This window comes from Halovulum marinum, from assembly GCF_009697225.1.
Classification (GTDB): Bacteria; Pseudomonadota; Alphaproteobacteria; order Rhodobacterales; family Rhodobacteraceae; genus Halovulum; species Halovulum marinum.
In genome coordinates, this window is sequence record NZ_WIND01000010.1 from 26,482 (window position 1) to 48,182 (window position 21,701).

Sequence of the window (21,701 nt, forward strand, 5' to 3'; positions counted from 1 at the left end):
ACAGGAGGCGCGCGTGGGCCAGGACATTGCCATCTACGTCATCAACCTCGACCGGCGGCCGGACCGGCTGGCGTTCATGGCCGGGCAGCTCGACGCGCTGGGGCTGGCGTGGCGGCAGGTTGCGGCGGTCGATGCGCAGACCGTGGCCGACGCGGAGCTTGCCCCCGAGGTCGCGCTTGCCGGGCACCGGGTGCGCATGGGGCGCGGCAGCCAGTGCTGCGCGGTCACCAACTTCCGCATCTTCCGCGAACTGGCCCGGGGCGACGCGCTGGCGGCGCTGATCCTGCAGGACGACGTACAGCTGTCGCCCGAACTGGTGCCCTTCCTGCGCAACGACGGCTGGCTGCCCGAGGGCATCGGCCTGATCCAGCTGGAGAAATATGGCCGCAAGACCTCGACGCGACTGGCCGGGCCGCCGCTGGGCGAAAGCCCGGTGCCGGGGCGGCAGGTGCGCCGGCTCTACAGCCGCACCGGCGGCGCGGGCGCGTTCATCGTCACCCGGACGGCGGCGCGCACGATCATCGCGCGCAAGGGGGTGCTGGACGTGCCGATCGACCATTTCCTGTTCAGCCCGAACGCAGGCTGGGTGTTCGGCGCGGTCGGGGTGGCCATCGTCACCCCGGCGCTGGCGGTACAACGGCAGGAGGCGTTCGCCTCCGACATCGCCGCCGAGCGCAGCAGCGATCCCAAGCCCCTGCCCGCCCGCCTGCGCCGGCTGTGGATGGAGGTCAACCGCGCGCCGATGCAGGCCGCCGCCTGGATCGGCGGCGCGCGGCCGGTGCCGTTCGGCTTCGAGGACCGGACCGGCTAGGCCAGCCGAACCGTCACCCGGCGGTTCTGGCGGCCCTTCTTCTCGATCTTGCCCAGGCTCACCGGGCCGATCTCGCCGGTCGTGCGGACATGGGTGCCGCCGCAGGGCTGCAGGTCGATCTGCGCCGCCCCGGTGCCGATCCGCACCAGCCGCACCCGTCCGGCGCCGGTGGGCGGCTTGACCGACATCGTCTTCACCAGCCCGGGGCTGGCGGCCAGCTCTGCATCGCTGATCCAGGTCTCGCCCACCGGGTGATCGGCGGCGATCAGCGCGTTCAGCGCCGCCTCCAGCGCCTGCTTGTCCTCGGGCGCCTCGGGCATGTCGAAATCCAGCCGGCCCTTGTCCGGGGTGATCTGTCCGCCGGTCACGGGCAGCGGAATCACCACCGACAGCAGGTGCAGCGCGGTGTGCAGCCGCATCATCCGGTGCCGCGCCTGCCAGTCCAGCACCTGCCGCACCGCCGCGCCGGCGGGCGGCAGCGGCGCGCCCTCGGCCGGGACCAGCACGATGGCGTCGCCGTCGCGCACGGTGGTGGCGATCGCGGTCGCACCGCCGTCCCACTCCAGTCGCCCGGCGTCGCCCGCCTGGCCGCCGCCGGTGGGGTAGAACAGGCTGGCATCCAGCACCACGCCGCCGCGCCCGGTCAGCGCCGCGACCCGGCCCCCGGCCTCGCGCAGATAGGCGTCGTCGCGGTACAGCGCCGCCGTCGCGGCGGCTGTCGCGTCGGCGGTCACGTCGGCACCTGTTCGGTCACGTCCGGCACCTGCATCGGCTCGCGCTCGAGGAACCCCGGCACCGGCAGGTTCTTCGCGCGCAGGAACCCGGCGTCGTACAGCTTCGCCGAATAGCGGGTGCCGTAGTCGCACAGCACGGTAACGATGGTGTGCCCGCGGCCCATGTCGCGGGCCAACCGCTCGGCGCCGGCGACGTTGATGCCGCTCGAGGTGCCCATCGCCAGGCCCTCGTCGGACAGCATCTCGTTCAGTCGCTCCATCGCCTCGGTGTCGGGAATGTTGTAGGCGAAGTCCAGCTCCAGCCCCTCGAGGTTGCGGGTGATCCGCCCCTGGCCGATGCCCTCGGTGATCGAGGAGCCCTCGGCCTTCAGCTCGCCGTGCGCATAGTGGTGGTAGAGCGCCGAGCCGTCGGGATCGGCGATGCCGATCTTCACGTCCGGCTTGCGCGCGCGCAGCCCCTCGGCCACCCCGGCCAGCGTGCCGCCGGTGCCGACCGCGCAGACGAACCCGTCGACCGCGCCGCCGGTCTGCTCCCATATCTCGGGGGCGGTGGTGTCGACATGCACCTGCCGGTTGGCGACGTTGTCGAACTGGTTCGCCCAGATCGCGCCGCCGGGCACCTGCCGGTCCAGCGCCTGCGCCAGCCGCTCGGAATAGCGCACGTAGTTGTTCGGGTTGCGGTACGGCACCGCCGGCACCTCGACCAGTTCGGCGCCGGCGATGCGGATCATGTCCTTCTTTTCCTGGCTCTGCGTCTCGGGGATCACGATCACCGTGCGGAATCCCATCGAGGCGCCGACCAGCGCCAGGCCGATGCCGGTGTTGCCGGCGGTGCCCTCGACGATCACGCCGCCGGGGCGCAGCTGACCGCGGCCGATGGCGTCGCGGATGATGCCCAGCGCGGCGCGGTCCTTGACCGACTGGCCGGGATTCAGGAACTCGGCCTTTCCCAGGATCTCGCAGCCCGTGCGCTCTGAGGCACCGCGCAGGCGGATGAGGGGGGTATTGCCGATGGTATCGGCGAAGTCGCGCTTGATCTGCATGGGGTCCCCGCAGGCTATCGGAACGGACCGGACCCTAGACCGGCACGGCGCGCGCCGCAACCGGAAGGCTATCCGCCCCACGCCTCCGTGAGCCGGGCGCGGTGCAGCTCCAGCGCCATCAGCGAGAACGCCAGCGGCGCGTTGCCCGCCTCGCCGGTGTCCAGCGCCGCGACCGCGTCGGCGCGCGGCACCACGAACGCGCGGATGTCCTCGTGCTCGGTGGCGACGCCGTGCACCCCCTCGGCCACGCCCGACAGGTCGGCCTCGCCGATGAAACTGGTCATCATTTCGGTCAGCGCGCCGGGCGACAGATAGAAACTGCCGATCCGGTGCAGCCGGCCGAGCGTCAGCCCGGCCTCCTCCGCCGCCTCGCGGCGGGCGGCGTCCTCGGGCCGCTCGCCGCGGTCGATGAAGCCGGCGACGACCTCCAGGTGCCAGGGGTCCGGCTCGCCCCGCGCCAGCAGTCCGGCGCGAACCTGCTCGATCAGCAGCACCCGGTCGCTGCGCGGATCCCACGGCAGCACCGCGACGGTGTCGCCGGTGACGAAGGTCTCGCGCGAGATCGGCGGGCTCATGCTGCCGTCGAACCGGCGGTGGCGGAACACGTGTTCCTCGGTGACGAAGAAGCCGCTGTGGCGGCGGGTGACCGCGTGCTCGGCGATGTCGCCGCGGCCGAACCCGGTGCGCAGCACCGGCGCGATGGTCCGGCGGCGGGCGCTCAGCCGCGCCAGCGCGCGCCGGATCAGACCGCCGCGGGCGTGCAGCGGCACCGGGCCGAACGCCGCCGCCTCGCGCGCCATCTCCAGGAACAGCGGCTTGTCGGTGGCGGCCCATTCCTCCAGCACCCAGGGCCGGCCCGTCACCGCGACCTCGTCGGCAAGATAGGCCAGCGCCCGCACCGGGCCCTGCGGCCCCTCGACCGTCACCGGCGCCAGCGCGAAGGCGAAGGGGCCTTCGAACGCATCCAGCCGGCGGCGCACCTCGGCGGTGGCGGGGCTCAGCAGCAGCCCGGGCGCGCCGGCGTCGCCGGGCGCCGGGCGCAGCGCCGGGAACGGGCCGGCAGCGGCGGTCAGCGCACGGTATCCCGGCAGGCGGGCGGGCGTTGCGGCGATGCCGGCATGCTCCGGGCCCAGCGCCACCGCCAGCACGTCCGGATCGCGCAGCGTGCCGAAGACGAAGATCGGCGGCGCCGCCGGCGCGGCGGCCGGCGTGTCCTCGCGGGTGGCCTCCACGGCGGTATCGGGGTCGGCGGCGATCGTCCGGTTCATCGGGTCATCCTTGACGGCAGCGGTGTCCAACCCCTGCCGCAAGCCGGGGCCGGCCGCAAGACCCGGCGCTCAGCGCCAGCGGTGGTGGGTGTTGCGCACCAGCACGCCGACGGTGATGCCCATGAAGGCGGCGATCAGCACCAGCTTCAGGTTCAGCATGAAGGTGCCGTATTCCATGAACTTCTCGGCCATCAGATAGACCGCCTGCTTGGGATCCTCGCCGCGCAGCCTGGCCTTGCCGATCTGCTGCCACAGGTGGTTCGCCGACAGGATGAACAGGATCCACGCCGCCACAGTGACCGCGGCGCGCAGCCCCAGGCCGATGCCGGTGCCGCCCTCCTCGGCGATGCGGCGCCCGGTGCTCTTCCAGCCGACGAGGAAGCCGACGGCGCCGAACAGATAGAACATCTCGGGCCAGTCGCGCCAGAATTCCTCCTCGGGGTAGAACCTGTTCAGGACCAGCACCATCAGCAGGCTGACCGCGCACAGCGCCAGAGCGGCGACCATGCGCGCGGCGGTCGGCATCACGGGTTGCGGCATCTTCCGGGCCTCCTGTCTCGACGGCGCCGGCCCGCCCGGCGCCCGCTGCGGCGCGCCCGCGCCCGCCGGCACCGCAGTGCGCGGCCGGGCCCGATCGCCACAGTCGCGAAAGCCTAGCGCCGGTTTGTGGCCGGATTTGGGCCCGGACCCGCGCCGCGCCGTTCAGCCCCTGCTGGCCTGGTACGCCGCCAGCGCGCGCGCGCGGCCCGCGCCCAGGTCCACCATCGGCAACGGGTAGTCCTGCTCCGGCGATAGCCGCCAGGACCGCGGCACCGCGTCGAAATAGTCCAGCGCCTCCGGCCCCGGCCGGTCCGCCAGCTCGGCCACCCAGCGGCGGCGGTAGGCGCCCTCGGGGTCGAACTTCCCGGCTTGGGTGGCGGGGTTGAAGATCCGGAAGAACGGCGCGGCGTCGGGCCCCGAGCCGGCGGTCCACTGCCAGCCCAGCGCATTCGACGCCGGATCCCAGTCGATCAGGCAGTCCGCGAACCAGCGCTGGCCCACGCGCCAGTCGGTCAGCAGATGCTTGGTCAGATAGCTCGCCACCAGCATCCGCGCGCGGTTGTGCATGGTGCCGCTGACGTACATCTGCCGCATGGCGGCGTCGATCACCGGCTCGCCGGTCATGCCGCGGCGCCAGCGCTCGGCGTCCGCGCCGGCGTCGCGCCACGCGAACCGGTCCCATTCCTCGCGCCAGTTGCGCGTCGCAAGCCGCGGCGTGTGCCACAGCAGGTGGTAGGCGAAGTCGCGCCAGACCAGCTCCTTCAGGAAGGTCTCGGCGCCCTGCCGACCGTCCTCCAGCGCGCGCCGGCCCGCGTGCCAGCAGCTCCGGACCGAGATCTCACCCAGCGTCAGGTTCTCGGACAGACCCGAGGTGCCGTCCAGGTCCAGACGGTCGCGGCGCGCGCGGTAGCGGTCGATGCCGTCGGCGATAAACGCATCCAGCCGGGCGTGGGCGGCAAGCTCGCCGACGCGGGCATGTCTCGCGACCACCGCCGCGCCGCGCCGCATCGCCGCGCCGAGGTTCCAGCCGTGCAGCCGGTCGCCGTCCGGCCAGCCCGCCGGCGGCGCCAGATCCGGCGCCGGGACCGGCGCGCCCGGATCGGTCCCGCGCACCGCCTTCCAGAACGGCGTGTAGACCTTGTAGTGGCCGCCGGCGCCGGTCTCGACCGCCCACGGCTCGAACAGCAGGTGGCCGGCGTGGCTGCACGGCGCCAGACCGTCGCCTGTCAGCGCGGCCTTCACCCGCGTGTCGCGGGCGACCGCGGCCGGATCGTACAGCCGCGACCAGTGCACCGCCCGCGCGCCGGTCTGCCGCGCCAGCGTGCGCAACTGCTCCAGCGCGTCGCCACGGCGCAGGATCAGCCGGCTGCCGGCGGCCTCCAGCGCCTGCCCCAGCGCGGCCAGCCCCTCGCCCAGTCGCCATTTCGGCGCCGCGCCCAGCGCCTCGGTCTCGGGATCGAGGATGAATACCGGCAGCACCGGCCCCGCCGCCGCGGCGGCCACGAGGCCGGGGTTGTCGCTCAGCCGCAGGTCGCGGCGGAACCAGAACAGCACCGGGTCGGTCATCGCGCCGCAAGCTCCTTCCCTGGGGTCCGCCCGGAGACGCCGCGAACCGCCGCGCCGCCGCCCAGAGGGCGCCGGATCACGGGAACCCGGCACACAGGGACCGGCCGCCGGTGCGACTCAGCGCTGCTCGGACATCAGCCCCTTCAGGATCGCCCAGCACATCAGCAGCAGCACCAGCGTGAACGGCAGCCCGGTCGAGATCACCATCGCCTGCAGCGCGTTCAGGCCGCCGCCGATCAGCAGCGCGATGGCCACCGCGCCCTCGAAGGTGCACCAGAAGATGCGCTGCGGCACCGGCGCATCCACCTTGCCGCCGGCGGTGATCGTGTCGATCACCAGCGAGCCGGAATCCGACGAGGTCACGAAGAACACGATCACCAGGATGATGCCGATGGTCGAGGTAACAGCGGAGAACGGCAGGCTGTCCAGCATCGCGAACAGCGAGAGCTCGGGCGAATATGTCTCGATCACGTTGGCCATCACCGCCGAGGTCTCGGGGTTCGCGATCATGTCGTTGATCGCCGATCCGCCGAACACCGCCATCCACAGCACGGAGACCAGGCTGGGGATGACCAGCACGCTGATCAGGAACTCGCGCACCGTGCGGCCGCGGCTGACGCGGGCGATGAACATGCCCACGAACGGCGACCAGGAAATCCACCAGGCCCAGTAGAACGCGGTCCAGCCCTGCATGTAGCCGGTGTCCTCGCGCCCGAACGGGTTGGACAGCGGAATCACCTCGCGGGTGTAGGCCAGCACGCCCTTGGCGAACTCGCCCAGGATCGGGACGGCGCCGGCGGTGAACAGCACGAACAGCAGCAGCAGCAGCGCGATCACCATGTTGATCTCGGACAGGACCTTGACCCCGCCGTCCAGCCCGCGCAGCACCGAGATCAGCGCGATCGCGGTGATCACCGTGATCAGGATCACCTGCACGGTGAGGTTGTTGGGGATGCCGTAGACATAGTTCATCCCCGCGTTCGCCTGCTGCGCCCCCAGCCCGAGCGAGGTGGCGAGACCGAACAGCGTGGCGAACACCGCCAGCGTGTCGATGATGTGGCCGGTCCAGCCCCAGACCTTCTCGCCGAAGATCGGATAGAAGGCGGACCGGATCGACAGCGGCAGGCCCTTGTTGAAGCTGAACAGCGCCAGCGCCAGCGCCACGACCGCATAGATCGCCCAGGGGTGCAGCGCCCAGTGATAGGAGGTCGCCGCCAGCGCCATGCGCCGCGCCTCGCCGACGTTCTCCGGGATCAGCGCGCCGTCCTCGGTGAACGGCCGCACCACGCCCAGCGGCTCGTCGCCCCAGGGCGTGCCGAAGTAGTAGGCCGGCTCCAGCACCCCGAAGAACATCAGCCCGATGCCCATGCCGGCGGCGAACAGCATCGCGAACCAGCCGGCATAGCTGTAGTCCGGCTTGGCGTCCGGCCCGCCCAGCCGCACGCCGCCCCAGGGGCTGAAGATCAGCGCCAGGCAGAACAGCACGAACACGTTCGCCGACAGCAGGAAGAACCAGTCGAAGGTGCTGGTCAGGAACGGCCGCAGCCAGCCGAAGATCGACGCCGCCTGTTCCGGCAGCGCCAGCGCGTAGAACACGAAGGCGACGATGGACAGGCCCGAGATCAGGAACACCGGGTTGTGGATGTCGAACCCGAACGGCCCCAGCTGGCCGTCGATGTTGTCCTGACCGATCTCGTAGTCGGTGTCGATGGCGTTCGGCGCGTCCGATGTCGTCTCGGTCATTGCAGCCCCCTGGCTATCGGTTTGCGTTTCGGTTCCCGGCGCGATCGGCACACCGCCCCGCGACCAAGGATAGGGCGGAACAGGTCAGGTCCGGGACCCCGAAAGCGCACGACCATCGCCCGTCTGCGACCCGCGCGGCCGCGAATTGCTTGTGTCACGGCCCGGCCCGCCCGGTCAACCGGCCCCCCCCGCCCGGGCCCGTCCGTGCCCCGTCCGTGCCCCGTCCGTGCCCCGTCCGTGCCGGACCGGATACGGAAGCGAACGGTGCCGCCCGGATCAGGCGTTGACGTCGACCACCACCCGGCCCTTGACGCCGCCCTTCAGGATCGCCGCGCCCAGGTCGGGCAGATCTGACAGCGTGGCCGGCTGGATCATCGCCTCGAGCTTGTCCATCGGCATCAGCTCGGCGATGCGCGACCAGGCCCGGACCCGGCTGTCGTAGGGCTGCATCACGCTGTCGATGCCCAGCAGGTTGACGCCGCGCAGCAGGAACGGGATCACCGTGGCCGGAAGCTGCGCGCCGCCCGCCAGGCCGACCGCGGCGACCGAGGCGCCGTATTTCATCTGCCCCAGCACCCGCGCCAGCATGGCGCCGCCCACCGCGTCGACGCAGCCGGCCCAGGTCTCGCTCTCCAGCGGCCGCTTGACGGTTTCGGCCAGGTCCGCGCGGGGGATGATGCGACCGGCGCCGAGATCGCGCAGATAGGCCTCGGTCTCGGGGCGGCCGGTGACCGCCGCGACCTCGTATCCCAGCGCCGCCAGCAGCGCCGTCGCGACCGAGCCGACGCCGCCCGCGGCGCCGGTCACCAGCACCGGCCCGTCGCCGGGCGCCAGGCCGTGATCCTCCAGCGCGTTGACCGCCAGCATCGCGGTGAACCCGGCGGTGCCCACGGCCATCGCCTGGCGCGCGGTCATCCCCTCGGGCAGCGGCACCAGCCAGTCGCCCTTGACCCGCGCCTTCTGCGCATAGCCGCCCCAGTGCGCCTCGCCGACGCGCCAGCCGGTCAGCACCACCTTGTCGCCCGGCTTGTAGCCGGGATGGTCCGAGCGCTCGACGGTGCCGGCGAAGTCGACCCCCGGAACGTGCGGGTAATTGCGCACCAGCCCGCCGCCGGGGCCGACGCACAGCCCGTCCTTGTAGTTCAGCGTCGAATGCGAGACGGCGACGGTCACGTCGCCCTCGGGCAGACGGTCCTCGGTCAGTTCGGTCACCGCGGCCGAGGTCTTGCCGTCCTCGTCCTTGGTCACCAGCAGCGCGTTGAAGCTCATTTGGGGCTCTCCTGTCTCGTGGCCCGGGCGGGCGGTCGCCGCCATCTGACCCGGTCCGGCGGCACGGCGCAACCCGGCGGATCGCACGATCTGCGGTCAGTTCCGCCGCGGCACCAGGTTGCGCAGCAGCGACAGCATCCCGCGTGGCGCCGGTGGCGCCGACGGCTCGCCGGGCCGGCCGGCGGCCGTCTCCTCGTCCTCGGGCGCCGCGGCCTTCCCCGCGGCGGCGCCTCCTCCGGCCGCCCCGCCGGCGGCGCCGCCAGAGGGCGCCTGCCCGCCCGGGTCCGCCGAAGCGGCCGCGCGCAGTGCGTGCAGCCGCTCCAGCCGGTCGACGTAATGCCCGTGCTGGGTATCGGCCCACTTCGCCATGCTGTCCACGGCGCGGGCCTGCTCCACCTGGGCGATCGCCTTCTTCTGGTGGCGGATCGCCAGATCCAGCTTGCCTTCGGCCTCGGCCTGCCTGGATTCCATCACGCTGACGCGGCCGCGCTGCATCGCCAGGTCGGCGTTGAAGCGGCCGATCACATGGCGCACGATCGGCGTGTAGTCCGCGGTTTCCAGCTTGTGGAAATTGCCCTCGCCGTAGCGCGACCAGTCCGGCTGCAAGTCCTGCTCCGAGATCTGCGGCCACAGCCGGGCCAGGCGACGGTTCTGCGCGTCGAACCGGGCCTGGATCTCGCGCGCCGTCTCCTGGCCGACGGCAAGCGGCTCCTCGCAGGGCAACTCCTCGATGAAGAAGGTGCGGAACATCGGGTGCAGCTCGCGCGGCTTGTTGGTGGCGTTCTCGCGCACCAGCGCGTTCATCAGCGCCACCACGCGATAATCGACGGTGCTGTTGATGCGGCGGTCGGGGGCGTAGTCGGCCTGCGGGTCCAGCCCCAGCCGGCGCTTGAAATACTCCACCGGCCGCTTTTCGCGCACGAACGGCACCGGCGTCACCGCCTGCTCGCCGAAGGCGTTGGCCCATCGCTCCAGCAGCGCGGGGTAGTTGTAGTACGGGTTCCCCGGCTTGACGCGCTCGAAGAAGCGTTCGTCGATGTGCATGCCGACCCGCGCGCCGGTCGATGCCAGCGACAGCGCGGTGTCGATCTGCGGCCGCAGGAAGCAGACAATCTCGACCGCGTCGAACTGCGGCTTCACGATCCCCGCGGTGCGGTCGACCATCTCCTGGAAGCGCAGGCGGCTGTGCAGGTGCTCGGAGCTGACGAAATAGGTGTGCGCCCCGGCGGCGCGCGCCGCCTCGACGTCACGGGCGAAGGCCGCCAGCGTGCGGTCGCGGAACGCCTCGTGGTCCGCCTCGGTCTGGATGCCGTAGAAGCCGAAACCGTCCTCGCGCTCGTCGGGCCTGCGCGCGATCACCGACAGCTTGCGGTTGTTGGGCACGTCGAAGGCCTGCGCGTACCACACGCCCTGCCGGCGCAGCGCCTGGGTGTTCTCGTGCATCCAGATCTGGAAGGCGGTGGTACCGGTCTTCTCGGTCCCGATGTGCAGTATCAGCTTCATGGCATATCCCCGGCGGCACGCCGCCGACACCGGCACCCGGGGGGCGGCCTGCCCGTGCGAGGCGCCGCGCCCGCGTTCTGCGTCCCTGTTGGGTACGGGCAGAACGGCCGGTTGACAAGCAGCAGCTTCGCGCAGCGCCGCGACCGGCGAGCGGCCGTTCCCGCGGCGCTCAGCGCGCGCGGCCGTCCGCCCGCAGCAGCCCCGGAGCCGGGTCGGCGTGCAGCGCGCGCACGTTGCCGTCGCCCAGCGCCGGATACAGCCGCCGGACCAGCGGGTCGTGGCCGGGGATCACGTGCGCATCGCTGTCAGCCAGCGCCCGGATCTGCGCGAACCCGTCCAGCATGTCCTGCATGTCGACCACGATCGGGAACGGCTTTCCGGACAGGAAGTTCTCGTAGTAGTGGCTGGCGTCCGAGGCCAGCACCACCCAGCCGCGCCGGGTGCGCACCCGCACCGCCTGCAGGCCGCGCGAATGGCCGCCGATCAGGTGCAGCTCGACCCCCGGCGCGACCTCGGCGCTGCCCGAGACGAACCGCACCCGCCCGGCGAACAGCGCCCGGACCATGTCGCAGACATGCGCGCCGGTGAACGGCATGCGCAGCGCGTCGTGGCACATGCACGGGCCGGTGGCATAAGCCATCTCGGCCTCCTGCACCCACAGCCGCGCGTTCGGGAACGCGTGCAGCGAGCCGGCGTGGTCGTAGTGCAGATGCGTCAGGATCACCGTCTCGATACTGCCCGGGTCGATCCCGCGGTTGGCCAGCATCACCTCGGGCGGGGTCTCGATCGGGCGGCCGCGGGCGGCGCCCTCGGCGCGGTCGTAGCCGGTGTCGACCAGGATCCGCCGGCCGCCGCCCTCCAGCAGCCAGACATAGTAGTCCATCGGGTGCGGCGCGGCGTGGTCGTCGTCGAACACGAAGCTGTCGCGCCGCGTGCGCGCGCCGCGTTCGGCGTACTTGAAGGCGGTGATCTGCCAGCTGTCGCTCATCGGCCGTCTCCGCCCGGGGGTCCGATCTCGATCTTCCGCCCTTCGGCGGCGGACTGGTAGACCAGCCGCTCGACCTCGAGGTTGGCCAGATAGTCCCGCGCCAGCGTCTCGATGCCGCCGCGGCCGTCCAGCGCGTCCACGACGTGCTGCTGGAACGCCTGCACGCAGTCGCCGCCGAAGTCGCGGTCGACGAAGACGTGCGGGTGCTCGGCCCACGCGGCCGCACCCCGTTCGCGCAGCCACAGCCGGCCGTCGCCGGTCAGGCGCAGGCTGGCGGCGGCGCCCTCGATCTCCAGCTCGCCCATGGTCAGGCGCGGGTCGTGCGCGGCGTGGTCCAGCGTCCGGTTGCCGTCGAACAGCGCCCGGCCGCCGCCGGCAAGATCGAGGATCACCAGTGCCGCGTCCTCGCCGACGATCACCGGGTTCACCCTGCGCAGATCGGCATAGACGCCCGCGGGCGCGCCGAACAGGAAGCGGAACACGTCGATCAGGTGGATGCCGGTCTCGTGGATCAGGAAGCGCGGCATCGCGCGGAAATACGGCTGCCGGTCGAGATAGGCGTCGGCCCCGGCGCCGTCGCCGGGGCGCAGCGCGAAGCGCGCCTGCGCCACCGCGCCCAGCCGCCCCGAGGCCAGCAGCCGCGCCGCCTCGCGATACCAGGGCTGGAAGCGGAAATTCTCATGCACCACCAGCCGGGTGCCCGCGGCCTCGGCCTCGGCGGTGATGTCGCGTGCCTCCTCGACGCTGTTGCAGAACGGCTTCTGGCAGATCACGCAGGGCACCCGGCCCAGCGCGCGGCGGATCAGCCCGGCATGCGCCGCCGGGGGCGTGGCGATGTCCAGGATGTCCAGCGGCCCCAGATCCAGCGCCGCCTCGGCGTCCTCGACCACCGGCAGCCCGGCGAATTCCGCGCGCACCCGCGCCCGCGCACCGGCGGCGCCGTCCGCGACGCAGGTCAGCGCCACCCCGGCGATGCGGGTCCAGGCCGCGATCTGGTAGCGGGCGAAATAGCCGCCGCCGACCACCGCCACGCGCCTGTCGGTCATGCCTCGGCTCGCATCGTTGGAATCCTTCAAGGAAAATGTCCCGCCGCAACGTATACGTCGCGGCGCGTGTGCAATTCAAGCACCGCCGGCGGGCGACCTCACCCGGTCTGGCGCAACGCGCCGCGGCGCAGCGCCGCGCCGAACGCCTCGAACAGCGGCCGCGACACCGGGTCGGCGGCGGCGTTCCACTCCGGGTGCCACTGCACCGCCATGGCGAAGCCGCGGGCGCCGTCGATGTGGATCGCCTCGGGGGTGCCGTCGGGGGCGTGACCCTCGACCACGACCCGCGCGCCCGGATCGGTGATGCCCTGCCCGTGCAGCGTGTTCACCAGCACCTCGTCGGCGCCGAGGATGCGGGCAAAGCGCCCGCCCGGCGTCAGGGTGACGGCGTGGCGATGTGCGAACTTCTCCTCCAGCGTGCCGTCGGGCGGCATGCGGTGGTTCATCCGCCCCGGCAGGTCGCGGATCTCGGGGTGCAGCGTGCCGCCGAAGGCGACGTTGAATTCCTGGAAGCCGCGGCAGATGCCCAGGATCGGCACCCCCTGCTCGACGCAGGCGCGGATCAGCGGCAGCGCCAGGTTGTCCCGGTTCAGATCGAAGGTGCCGTGCGCCTCGGTCTCGTCGTGGCCGTAGAAACTGGGGTGCACGTTCGGCCGGCCGCCGGGCAGCACGACGCCGTCGACCGCGTCCAGGATGTCGGGAACGGCGGCCAGATCGGGCCGCGCCGGCAGCACCAGCGGCAGAGCGCCGGCCACCTGCGCCACCGCCTCGATGTTCGACTCGCCGCAGGCCTGCGCCGGGTACTGGTCGTTGACCAGGTGGAAATTGCCGACGATGCCGACCACGGGGCGGGACATGCGAACACCTTCTCAATAGCCGACTCAAGGTCTAGCGCGCGCGGCAGCCAAGCAAAAGGCCCGGCGCCGGTGGTTTCATCGAAACACGGTGTCGGCCCGGAAAAGCGGCAGCAGGTGCGCGGTTTGCGGACAAACGCGCGAAAAAGGCGCTAGACCGGTGTCAGGCAAAGCGACGGAGACACCCCATGGACTTCCTGACCGATCCCTTTCTGGTCGAACCCGGGCGCATCGACGGCCCGGTGCTGGTGACCGGCGCCGGCGGCTGCATCGGCGCCTGGACGGTGGCCGTCCTCGCCCGCTCCGGCGTGCCGGTGGTGGCGTTCGACCTGACCGACGACCGCCGCCGCCCGGCGCTGCTCCTCGGCCCCGAGGCCGCCGCCGCGCTGACCTGGGAGACAGGCGACATCGCCGACGCGGCAGCACTGGACGGCATCCGCGACCGCCACGGCATCCGCGCGATCATCCACCTGGCGGGGTTGCAGGTGCCGTTCTGCAAGGCCTCCCCCGCCGCCGGCGCGCGGGTGAACGTCGAGGGCACGATCAACATCCTGGAAACCGCCCGCCGGGGCGGAGTGCTGCGGCTGGCCTATGCCAGCTCCACCGCGGTCCACGGGATGCCGCCCGGTGGCCGGTTCATGGCCACGCTCTACGGCGCCTACAAGCTCGCCAACGAGCACACGGCGCAGGTCTACTGGCTGGACTGGGGCGTGCCGTCGGTGGGGATCCGGCCCAACGTCGTCTACGGTGTCGCGCGCGACCAGGGGATGACCTCGGAAACCAGCGCGGCGATCGCGGCGGCCGCCCGCGGCGCGCCGTTCGAGATCGCCTTCGGCGGCCCGGTCAGCTGGCTCTACGCCGGCGAGGCCGCCGCGGCGTTCATCGCCGCGATCTGCACCGACGGCGCGGACGCCGCCGTGTTCGACCTCAACGGCGCCTGCATGTCGGTCGAGGACGGCCTGGCGATCCTGTCCGAGCTCGCACCCGGCCACGGGATCACGACCACCGGCAGGCCGCTGCCGGTGCCGCCGGATCTTTCGGACGCCCCGCTCCGCGCGCGGGTCGGGGATTATCCGTCGGTCGCGCCGGCGCAGGGCATCCGGGACACGTTCGAAGCCTTCCGGCGGCTTGCGGCGGCGGGCCGGATCTAGGCCGGGGTCAGGCTTCCGGCGTCAGCCCCGCCGCCTCGATGCCGGTCACGGCGCAGATCTCGTCGTTGTCCGAGGTATCGCCGGTCACCCCGACCGCGCCGATCACCGCGCCCTCGGCGCCGCGCACCAGCACACCGCCCGGCACCGGCACCACCGCGCCGCCGAAGGCGCCGTTCGCGGCCAGCATGAAATAGGACTGCGCCTCGGCCCGCGCCATCTGCGCCTGCCCGCCCATGCCCAGCATCACCGCGCCATAGGCCTTGCCGTGGGCGATGGCATAGCGGCCGGGCGATGCGCCGTCCTGCCGGGCGAAGGCCTTCACCTGCCCGCCTGGGTCCAGCACCACCACCGACAGCGGCTTCAGCGACAGCGCGCCGCCCTTTTCCAGCGCCGCGGCGATGATCCGCTGCGCGGCCTTGAGGGAAATCGTCGTCATGCCATCGCCTCCTTCGCCTTCAGCCGGTAATGGTGCAGCAGCGGCTCGGTATAGCCCGACGGCTGCGCGCGTCCCTTCAGCACCAGATCGCAGGCAGCGCGGAACGCCGGCCCGTCGAAGCCGGGCGCCATCGGCGCATAGCCCGGATCGCCGGCGTTCTGCCGGTCCACCACCTTGGCCATGCGCTTCATCACCTCGATCACCTGGGCCTCGCTGATCACCCCGTGGTGCAGCCAGTTCGCCATGTGCTGCGAGCTGATCCGGCAGGTCGCCCGGTCCTCCATCAGCCCGACGTCGTCGATGTCCGGCACCTTCGAGCAGCCCACCCCGGCATCGACCCAGCGCACAACGTAGCCCAGGATGCCCTGGGCGTTGTTCTCGATCTCGGCGCGGACCTCGTCGTCCGACCAGTTCACGCCCCGCGCCACCGGGATCGTCAGCAGATCGCCCAGGGCGGCCCGCGGTCCGCCCCTGGCGATCTCGTCCTGCCGGTCCGGCACGTCGACCTGGTGGTAATGCGTGGCATGCAGCGTGGCGGCGGTGGGGCTGGGCACCCAGGCGCAGTTCGCGCCGGATTTCGGGTGGCCGATCTTCTGCTCCAGCATGTCGGCCATCAGGTCCGGCATCGCCCACATGCCCTTGCCGATCTGCGCGCGGCCGCGCAGCCCGCAGGCCAGGCCGACGTCGACGTTGTTGTCCTCGTAGGCGGCGATCCACTTCGTGCCCTTCATCTCGGCCTTGCGCACCATCGCGCCGGCCTCCATCGAGGTGTGGATCTCGTCGCCGGTGCGGTCGAGAAAGCCGGTGTTGATGAAGCAGACCCGGTGCTTCGCGGCGCGGATGCACTCCTTCAGGTTCACCGTGGTGCGGCGCTCCTCGTCCATGATGCCGATCTTGACGGTGTTTGCCGGCAGCCGCAGCGCGCGCTCGACATAGCCGAAGATCTGGTCGGCGAAGGCGACCTCCTCGGGCCCGTGCATCTTCGGCTTCACCACATAGACCGAACCCCGGACCGAGTTCCGCGGCCCGCCGGTCTTCTGCAGGTCGTGGACCGCGCACAGCACGGTGCACAGCGCGTCCAGCAGCCCCTCGGGGATCTCGGCGCCCTGCGCGTCCAGCACCGCCGGCGTGGTCATCAGGTGGCCGACGTTGCGCACCAGCATCAGGCTGCGGCACTTGACCTCGAGGCTGCCGCCGTCCGGGGTCTGGTAGCTCGCGTCCGGGTTCAGCCGCCGGGTGAAGCTCTGGCCGCCCTTGCGGACCTCCTCGGTCAGATCGCCCTTCATCAGCCCCAGCCAGTTGCGGTAGGCCAGCGCCTTGTCCGGCCCGTCGACGGCGGCGACCGAATCTTCGCAGTCCATGATCGTCGAGATCGCAGATTCCAGCCACACGTCGGCGATGTGCGCCGGATCGGTCTTGCCGATCGGGCTGTCCGCGTCGATCAGCACCTCGATCAGCAGGCGGTTGTGGCGCAGCAGGATGCTGTCCGGCGCCGCCGCCGTGCCCTGAAAGCCGGCCAGCGCCGCCGGGTCGGCCAGCGCCGCGGTCCCCCCGGCGATCCGCGCGACCAGCGCGCCGTCCGCGACCGCCAGCCCGGTGACATCAGCCCAGGCAGCGCCCCGCAGCGGCACCGCCCGGTCCAGGAACCCCCTGGCCCAGGCGATCACCCGCGCGCCGCGCTCGGGGTCGTAGCCGCCGCCGGCGGGCCGGTCGCCCAGCGCGTCGGTGCCGTAGAGCGCGTCGTAGAGGCTGCCCCAGCGCGCGTTCGCGGCGTTCAGCGCGTAGCGCGCGTTCATCACCGGCACCACCAGCTGCGGGCCGGGGATCGCGGCGATCTCGGGATCGACGTTCTCGGTCTCGACGGTGAAATCGCCGCCCTCGGGGACGATGTAGCCGATCTCGCGCAGGAACGCCTCGTAGGCGTCGGCGTCGTGCGGCTGGCCCTTCCGCTCGAGGTGCCAGTCGTCGATCCGCGCCTGCAGCCGCTCGCGGGTCTCGAGCAGCGCCCGGTTGCGCGGCCCCAGCTCGGCGACCATGCCGGCCAGCGCGTCCCAGAACGCCTGCGGCGCGACGCCGGTGCCCGGCAGCGCCTCCTGCTCGAGGAACCGGGCCAGCGCGGCCTCCACCTGCAATCCGCTCTTCTCGACGCGCTCGGTCATCAATCGCTCCATTTCCGCGGCGCCGCCCTGAACAGCCGCACCGAATAGTTGAGGTGTCTGCCCGCCCCGTGCGGCGGCACCGCGGACCCCTGCGGGCCGCGGCACCGGACCGCCGGCCGGTTCGGATGGGTCTCAAATAAGGGATTCCGTTTCCGATAGGCAACCGCCGAGGCGGCGGACCTCGTCCCGGCGTCAGCCGGGCGGCCCCTTCAGCTGCATCGCGCGGTAGAAATCCGCCAGCGTGCGGCCGCGCTCGGCGCGGAACCGGCCGGCGTCGGCGGACTCGCCGATGCGGTCGATGCGGAACATGCGGAAATCCTCGCGCAGCTCGCACCAGGCGACCAGGGTCCAGACCTTGCCCCAGAACCACAGCCCCAGCGGGCGCACGGTGCGCGCGGTGGGGCGCCCTTCGGCGTCGACATAGGCGATCGCCAGCCGGGTGCGCGCGTCGACCGCCGCCTCGATCGCGTCGAGCCGGGCGCGCAGCGCGTCGGTCATGTCCCAGCTGGCGGCGTGGATCTGCACCTCGCGGGCGCGGGCGCGCGCCTCGGGCGGCAACACCGCCTCGATCTTGACCAGCGCCTCCTCGGCGGCCAGCGCCAGCGACGCGCCGCCCCAGGCGCGCACCAGCCGCGCGCCGGCGACCAGCGCCGCGACCTCGTCGCGGGTGAACATCAGCGGCGGCAGATCGAACCCCTCGCGCAGCAGGTAGCCGACGCCGGCCTCGCCCTCGATCGGCACGCCGCAGGACTGCAGGTCGGCGATGTCGCGGTAGATCGTCCGCTCGCTGACCTCCAGCCGCGCGGCCAGACGCCGCGCGGTGGTCAGGCGACCGCCCCGCAGATACTGCACGATCTGGAACAGGCGGTCGCTGCGGCGCATCACGGGGTCTCGAACACGCCGATCGAGTTGCCGTCGGGATCGCGGATGTAGGCGAAGCGCCCGACCGGCAGCGCGATCGGCTCCGAGACGACCTGGCCGCCGGCCTTGCGCACCCGCTCCAGCGTGTCCTCCAGCCGGCCCGGCGCCGCCAGGTGCACGGTCGGGCCGCTGCCGTCGGCGGCGGGCTTGCCCGGGTAGAGATGCCCGGCGACGCCGCCGCTGGGATCCTTCGGGCGGAACATCGCCATCGGGTTCGGGCCGTTGTCGTCGATCTCGAGGCCGGCATCGGTGACGGCGTTGTAGAACGCCACCGCCGCGGCCAGGTCGGTGACCGGGATCTCGGTCCAGACAGTGAAGTTGTCGGGTCGGTAGGTCATGCTGCGACTCCCATAGCACGTTTCGGTGCCATGGTTCTCGCACAGCCCTGCTGACAGCATGCTGTCAGCAGGCCGCGCCGCTCACCGTGCCGTGAAGCGCCGCGACTGGCCGCTACTGGCCGGGATCGATCTGCGTCTCGGTCGCCGGCACGGTCTCGATCGGGTCGTCGTCCTCGACCTCGACCTCCTCGCCGGTCAGCCCCTCGATCCGGGTCTCGGCGCCGTCCGGATCATCGCCGCCCAGGATCGCCCAGGCGGCGATCAGCAGGGCGAACAGGCCGCCCACGATCAGGCTCAGCGCGATCCCGCCCAGCGCGGGCTTGTGACGCCTGGCCTGCTTTTCGGGGCTGTCGTGCGGTGCGCTCATCTCGGCCTCCTGCGCGGATTGCAACGGGACAACCACCTAGCCCGCGCCCGCGTTCCCGCCACCGGCCGGGCCGGCATGCGGATCCAGCGGACGGATCCAGCGGACGGATCCAGCGGACGGATCCAGCGGACGGATCCAGCGGACGGATCCAGCGGACGGATCCAGCGGACGGATCCAGCGGACGGATCCAGCGGACGGATCCAGCGGACGGATCCAGCGGACGGATCCAGCGGACGGATCCAGCGGACGGATCCGATGGAGGCGCTGACGCGCCATTCCCTTTCTCCCCGGTCCCGCCGGGGGCGGAACCGGGGCCCGCCGCCGGCTTTCAACCCGCCGCCCCTTGGGCTACATCTGCGGCGACACAGCGAGGTTTTCCATGCGCACCGACACGCCCCCCACCATCCGCCTGACGGACTACGCGCCCCCCGCCTACCTGGTGGACGCGGTGCATCTGACGTTCCGGCTCGATCCGGCAGCCACGCGCGTTGCCGCGCGGCTGTCGATGCGGCCCAACCCGCACGCCGCGCCGGGCCAGGACCTGCGGCTCGACGGCGAGAAGCTGACGCTGCGCGCGGCCGCCATCGACGGCGCGCGGATCGAGCTCAACCCCGATGCCGAGGGGCTGACCGTGCCCGCCGGCGCGCTGCCGGACGGACCCTTCACCTGGGAGGCCGAGGTCGAGATCGCGCCGAAGGACAACACTGCGCTCGAGGGGCTCTACATGTCCAAAGGCATGTACTGCACCCAGTGCGAGGCCGAGGGCTTTCGCAAGATCACCTTCTTTCCCGACCGTCCCGACGTGATGGCAACCTACACCGTGCGGATCGAGGGCGACCAGCCGGTGCTGCTGTCGAACGGCAACCCGACCGCGCAGGGCCCCGGCTGGGCCGAATGGCACGACCCGCACCCCAAGCCCAGCTACCTGTTCGCGCTGGTGGCGGGCGATCTGGTCTCGCACGACGACGGTTTCGTCACCGCCTCGGGGCGCGAGGTGGCGCTGAAGATCTACGTCCGCCCCGGCGACCAGCACAAGTGCGCCTACGCGATGGACGCGCTGAAGCGCTCGATGCGCTGGGACGAGACCGAATATGGCCGCGAGTACGACCTCGACCTGTTCATGATCGTCGCGGTGGACGACTTCAACATGGGCGCGATGGAGAACAAGGGCCTCAACATCTTCAACTCGAAATACGTGCTGGCCAGCCCCGAGACCGCGACCGACCGCGACTACGAACTGATCGAGGGGATCATCGCGCACGAGTATTTCCACAACTGGACCGGCAACCGGATCACCTGCCGCGACTGGTTCCAGCTGTGCCTGAAGGAGGGGCTGACGGTGTTCCGCGACCAGCAGTTCTCGGGCGACCAGCGCAGCCGCCCGGTGAAGCGGATCGAGGACGTGCAGATGCTGCGCACGCGCCAGTTCCGCGAGGACGCGGGCCCGCTGGCGCATCCGGTGCGGCCGCAGGAATACATCGAGATCAACAACTTCTACACCGCCACCGTGTACGAGAAGGGCGCCGAGGTGATCGGCATGCTGCACCGGCTGGTCGGCGCCGACGCCTACCGCCGCGCGCTCGACCTCTATTTCGAGCGGCACGACGGCCAGGCCTGCACGATCGAGGACTGGATCGAGGTGTTCGAGGATGCCACCGGCCGCGACCTGACGCAGTTCGCGCGCTGGTACTCGCAGGCCGGCACGCCGCGCCTCGGCGTCGAGGAAAGCTTCGAGGGCGACACCTACACGCTGACCCTGACCCAGTCCACGCCGCCGACGCCGGGCCAGGCCGAGAAGCGGCCGCTGGTGATCCCGGTCGCCGCCGGCCTGCTGGACCGGCAGGGTGCCGAGGTCGTGCCGACCCGGATGCTGGAGCTGACCGAGGCGCGGCAGAGCTTCACCTTCGAGGGCCTCGCCGCACGCCCGGTGCCGTCGCTGCTGCGCGGCTTCTCGGCGCCGGTGATCCTGAACCGCACGGCCGACGACGCCGAGCGCGCCTTCCTGCTGGCCAACGACACCGACCCGTTCAACAAGTGGGAGGCCGGGCACGCGCTGACCCGCGACGTGCTGGCCCGCATGGTCCGCGCGCCGGACACCCCGGCCGACCCCGAGTTGCTGACCGCGCTGGTCGCCGCGCTCGACGATCCGGCGCTGGACCCGGCGTTCAAGGCGCTGGTGCTGGGCTTTCCCACCGCCGAGGACGTGTTCCGCACCGTGCGCCAGGACAGCCCGCCGCCCGATCCGGCCGAGGTGCGCGTCGCGCTGATCCGGCTCGACACGGCGCTGGCGCGGCTGATCCCCGACCTGCCCGAACGGATCCGTGCGCTGGCGGTTCCCGGCCGCTACAGCCCGGACGCGGACAGCGCCGGTCGGCGGGCGCTCAGCGGCCGCCTGCTGGGGCTGCTGACCCGGCTCGAACCCGACGCCGCCACCGCGCGCGCGGTGTTCGCCCGCACCGACAACATGACCGAGACGATGCAGGCGCTGGGCCTGCTGGTCCGTTCGGACAACGCCGACGCCGCGCTGGCCGCGTTCCACGCCCGCTGGAAGGACGACCCGCTGGTGCTGGACAAGTGGTTCTCGGTGCAGGCGGCGCTGACCCCGCCCGAGCGCGCGGTCGAGACCGTGCAGGCGCTGACCGAGCACGCCGATTTCGACTGGAAGACGCCGAACCGGCTGCGCGCGGTGGTGGGCAGCTTCGCGATGGGCAACATGGCCGGCTTTCACCGCGCCGACGGCGCCGGCTACCGCTTCCTCGCCGACTGGCTGATCAAGCTCGACCCGGTGAACCCGCAGACCACCGCGCGGCTGGCCGGCGCGTTCGAGACCTGGCGCCAGTTCGACGAGGGGCGCCAGGCGCTGATCCTGCACCAGCTGCAGCGCATCGCCGACCGCGACGCGCTGTCGCGCGACACCACCGAGATCGTCGGGCGCATTCTCGACGCCCCCGCAGCCTGAGGAGC

At 72.0% G+C, this 21,701-nt stretch carries 19 protein-coding genes; 3 read left to right on the top strand and 16 right to left on the bottom strand.

All coding sequences use genetic code 11. The annotated features are described in order from the left end of the window. The first annotated feature begins 13 nt into the window (after positions 1-13). Positions 14-811: a glycosyltransferase family 25 protein gene (locus GE300_RS13040; RefSeq protein WP_325063223.1), complete on the top strand. Its 798-nt coding sequence runs from the start codon at positions 14-16 to the stop codon at positions 809-811. Here GE300_RS13040 and GE300_RS13045 read toward each other — a convergent pair. The 11 genes from GE300_RS13045 to GE300_RS13095 all read right to left on the bottom strand — a co-directional run bounded on the left by GE300_RS13045 (position 808) and on the right by GE300_RS13095 (position 13,368). Then, positions 808-1,545, bottom strand: coding sequence for an alanyl-tRNA editing protein (locus tag GE300_RS13045; RefSeq protein WP_325063224.1), 738 nt, complete (start codon positions 1,543-1,545; stop codon positions 808-810). The genes GE300_RS13040 and GE300_RS13045 overlap by 4 nt on opposite strands. After that, entirely contained in the window at positions 1,542-2,588 is a 1,047-nt protein-coding gene (locus GE300_RS13050) for a cysteine synthase A (RefSeq protein WP_154447015.1), read from the bottom strand. Before GE300_RS13050 ends, GE300_RS13045 begins: the two co-directional genes overlap by 4 nt. Before the next feature lie 68 nt (positions 2,589-2,656). Then, complete coding sequence (locus tag GE300_RS13055; protein ID WP_154447016.1) at positions 2,657-3,856, bottom strand: NUDIX domain-containing protein; 1,200 nt, start codon at positions 3,854-3,856, stop codon at positions 2,657-2,659. 69 nt (positions 3,857-3,925) lie between these two features. Then, positions 3,926-4,396 (bottom strand): TrgA family protein, encoded by a 471-nt coding sequence (locus tag GE300_RS13060; RefSeq protein WP_154447017.1) that lies wholly within the window; start codon positions 4,394-4,396, stop codon positions 3,926-3,928. A 162-nt stretch (positions 4,397-4,558) separates the two neighbouring features. Continuing rightward, positions 4,559-5,962: a cryptochrome/photolyase family protein gene (locus GE300_RS13065; protein ID WP_154447018.1), complete on the bottom strand. Its 1,404-nt coding sequence runs from the start codon at positions 5,960-5,962 to the stop codon at positions 4,559-4,561. Positions 5,963-6,079: 117 nt separating this feature from the next. Further along, positions 6,080-7,705, bottom strand: a complete 1,626-nt coding sequence (locus tag GE300_RS13070) for a BCCT family transporter (RefSeq protein ID WP_154447019.1) — start codon at positions 7,703-7,705, stop codon at positions 6,080-6,082. A gap of 276 nt (positions 7,706-7,981) precedes the next feature. Then, on the bottom strand, positions 7,982-8,974 hold the full coding sequence (gene acuI / locus GE300_RS13075; protein ID WP_154447020.1) for an acryloyl-CoA reductase: 993 nt from the start codon (positions 8,972-8,974) through the stop codon (positions 7,982-7,984). Between the two features lie 96 nt (positions 8,975-9,070). Next, positions 9,071-10,477 carry a hypothetical protein gene (locus tag GE300_RS13080; RefSeq protein ID WP_154447021.1) on the bottom strand — a complete coding sequence of 469 codons (1,407 nt, stop codon included), beginning with the start codon at positions 10,475-10,477 and terminating at the stop codon, positions 9,071-9,073. Positions 10,478-10,646: 169 nt separating this feature from the next. Then, a complete protein-coding gene (locus GE300_RS13085; protein ID WP_154447022.1) occupies positions 10,647-11,465 on the bottom strand; it encodes an N-acyl homoserine lactonase family protein in 819 nt (272 codons plus the stop codon). Continuing rightward, positions 11,462-12,511 (bottom strand): Gfo/Idh/MocA family protein, encoded by a 1,050-nt coding sequence (locus GE300_RS13090; RefSeq protein WP_154447023.1) that lies wholly within the window; start codon positions 12,509-12,511, stop codon positions 11,462-11,464. The genes GE300_RS13085 and GE300_RS13090 overlap by 4 nt, the downstream gene beginning before the upstream one ends. A 98-nt stretch (positions 12,512-12,609) precedes the next feature. Then, entirely contained in the window at positions 12,610-13,368 is a 759-nt protein-coding gene (locus tag GE300_RS13095) for a gamma-glutamyl-gamma-aminobutyrate hydrolase family protein (protein ID WP_154447024.1), read from the bottom strand. Positions 13,369-13,553: 185 nt separating this feature from the next. Here GE300_RS13095 and GE300_RS13100 point away from each other — a divergent pair, with 185 nt between their 5' ends. Next, positions 13,554-14,516 carry an NAD-dependent epimerase/dehydratase family protein gene (locus tag GE300_RS13100; RefSeq protein ID WP_154447025.1) on the top strand — a complete coding sequence of 321 codons (963 nt, stop codon included), beginning with the start codon at positions 13,554-13,556 and terminating at the stop codon, positions 14,514-14,516. A 7-nt stretch (positions 14,517-14,523) separates the two neighbouring features. On the opposite strand, the gene GE300_RS13105 is transcribed toward GE300_RS13100, so the two are convergent. From GE300_RS13105 to GE300_RS13125, 5 genes are all read right to left on the bottom strand, one after another. Beyond that, the gene (locus GE300_RS13105; protein ID WP_154447026.1) at positions 14,524-14,952 is read right to left on the bottom strand and encodes a GlcG/HbpS family heme-binding protein; all 429 of its coding nucleotides are present in this window, start codon (positions 14,950-14,952) and stop codon (positions 14,524-14,526) included. Further along, positions 14,949-17,111, bottom strand: coding sequence for a malate synthase G (locus GE300_RS13110; RefSeq protein WP_154447027.1), 2,163 nt, complete (start codon positions 17,109-17,111; stop codon positions 14,949-14,951). Before GE300_RS13110 ends, GE300_RS13105 begins: the two co-directional genes overlap by 4 nt. Before the next feature lie 192 nt (positions 17,112-17,303). After that, positions 17,304-17,993 carry a helix-turn-helix transcriptional regulator gene (locus GE300_RS13115; protein ID WP_154447028.1) on the bottom strand — a complete coding sequence of 230 codons (690 nt, stop codon included), beginning with the start codon at positions 17,991-17,993 and terminating at the stop codon, positions 17,304-17,306. Continuing rightward, positions 17,993-18,370 carry a VOC family protein gene (locus GE300_RS13120; protein ID WP_154447029.1) on the bottom strand — a complete coding sequence of 126 codons (378 nt, stop codon included), beginning with the start codon at positions 18,368-18,370 and terminating at the stop codon, positions 17,993-17,995. Before GE300_RS13120 ends, GE300_RS13115 begins: the two co-directional genes overlap by 1 nt. Positions 18,371-18,482: 112 nt before the next feature. Then, complete coding sequence (locus GE300_RS13125; protein ID WP_154447030.1) at positions 18,483-18,737, bottom strand: hypothetical protein; 255 nt, start codon at positions 18,735-18,737, stop codon at positions 18,483-18,485. 379 nt (positions 18,738-19,116) lie between these two features. Between GE300_RS13125 and pepN the strand changes: the two genes are divergently transcribed. After that, positions 19,117-21,696: an aminopeptidase N gene (gene pepN, locus GE300_RS13130; protein WP_154447031.1), complete on the top strand. Its 2,580-nt coding sequence runs from the start codon at positions 19,117-19,119 to the stop codon at positions 21,694-21,696. The last annotated feature ends 5 nt before the right edge of the window (positions 21,697-21,701 follow it).

Excerpts from the sequence above, each read along its gene's own strand:
- GE300_RS13050 (WP_154447015.1), bottom strand. The coding sequence starts at position 2,588 with ATGCAGATCAAGCGCGACTTCGCCGATACCATCGGCAATACCCCCCTC.
- GE300_RS13055 (WP_154447016.1), bottom strand. The coding sequence starts at position 3,856 with ATGAACCGGACGATCGCCGCCGACCCCGATACCGCCGTGGAGGCCACC.
- GE300_RS13060 (WP_154447017.1), bottom strand. The coding sequence starts at position 4,396 with ATGCCGCAACCCGTGATGCCGACCGCCGCGCGCATGGTCGCCGCTCTG.
- GE300_RS13065 (WP_154447018.1), bottom strand. The coding sequence starts at position 5,962 with ATGACCGACCCGGTGCTGTTCTGGTTCCGCCGCGACCTGCGGCTGAGC.
- GE300_RS13070 (WP_154447019.1), bottom strand. The coding sequence starts at position 7,705 with ATGACCGAGACGACATCGGACGCGCCGAACGCCATCGACACCGACTAC.
- acuI (WP_154447020.1), bottom strand. The coding sequence starts at position 8,974 with ATGAGCTTCAACGCGCTGCTGGTGACCAAGGACGAGGACGGCAAGACC.
- GE300_RS13080 (WP_154447021.1), bottom strand. The coding sequence starts at position 10,477 with ATGAAGCTGATACTGCACATCGGGACCGAGAAGACCGGTACCACCGCC.
- GE300_RS13085 (WP_154447022.1), bottom strand. The coding sequence starts at position 11,465 with ATGAGCGACAGCTGGCAGATCACCGCCTTCAAGTACGCCGAACGCGGC.
- GE300_RS13090 (WP_154447023.1), bottom strand. The coding sequence starts at position 12,511 with ATGACCGACAGGCGCGTGGCGGTGGTCGGCGGCGGCTATTTCGCCCGC.
- GE300_RS13095 (WP_154447024.1), bottom strand. The coding sequence starts at position 13,368 with ATGTCCCGCCCCGTGGTCGGCATCGTCGGCAATTTCCACCTGGTCAAC.
- GE300_RS13100 (WP_154447025.1), top strand. The coding sequence starts at position 13,554 with ATGGACTTCCTGACCGATCCCTTTCTGGTCGAACCCGGGCGCATCGAC.
- GE300_RS13105 (WP_154447026.1), bottom strand. The coding sequence starts at position 14,952 with ATGACGACGATTTCCCTCAAGGCCGCGCAGCGGATCATCGCCGCGGCG.
- GE300_RS13110 (WP_154447027.1), bottom strand. The coding sequence starts at position 17,111 with ATGACCGAGCGCGTCGAGAAGAGCGGATTGCAGGTGGAGGCCGCGCTG.
- GE300_RS13115 (WP_154447028.1), bottom strand. The coding sequence starts at position 17,993 with ATGCGCCGCAGCGACCGCCTGTTCCAGATCGTGCAGTATCTGCGGGGC.
- GE300_RS13120 (WP_154447029.1), bottom strand. The coding sequence starts at position 18,370 with ATGACCTACCGACCCGACAACTTCACTGTCTGGACCGAGATCCCGGTC.
- GE300_RS13125 (WP_154447030.1), bottom strand. The coding sequence starts at position 18,737 with ATGAGCGCACCGCACGACAGCCCCGAAAAGCAGGCCAGGCGTCACAAG.
- pepN (WP_154447031.1), top strand. The coding sequence starts at position 19,117 with ATGCGCACCGACACGCCCCCCACCATCCGCCTGACGGACTACGCGCCC.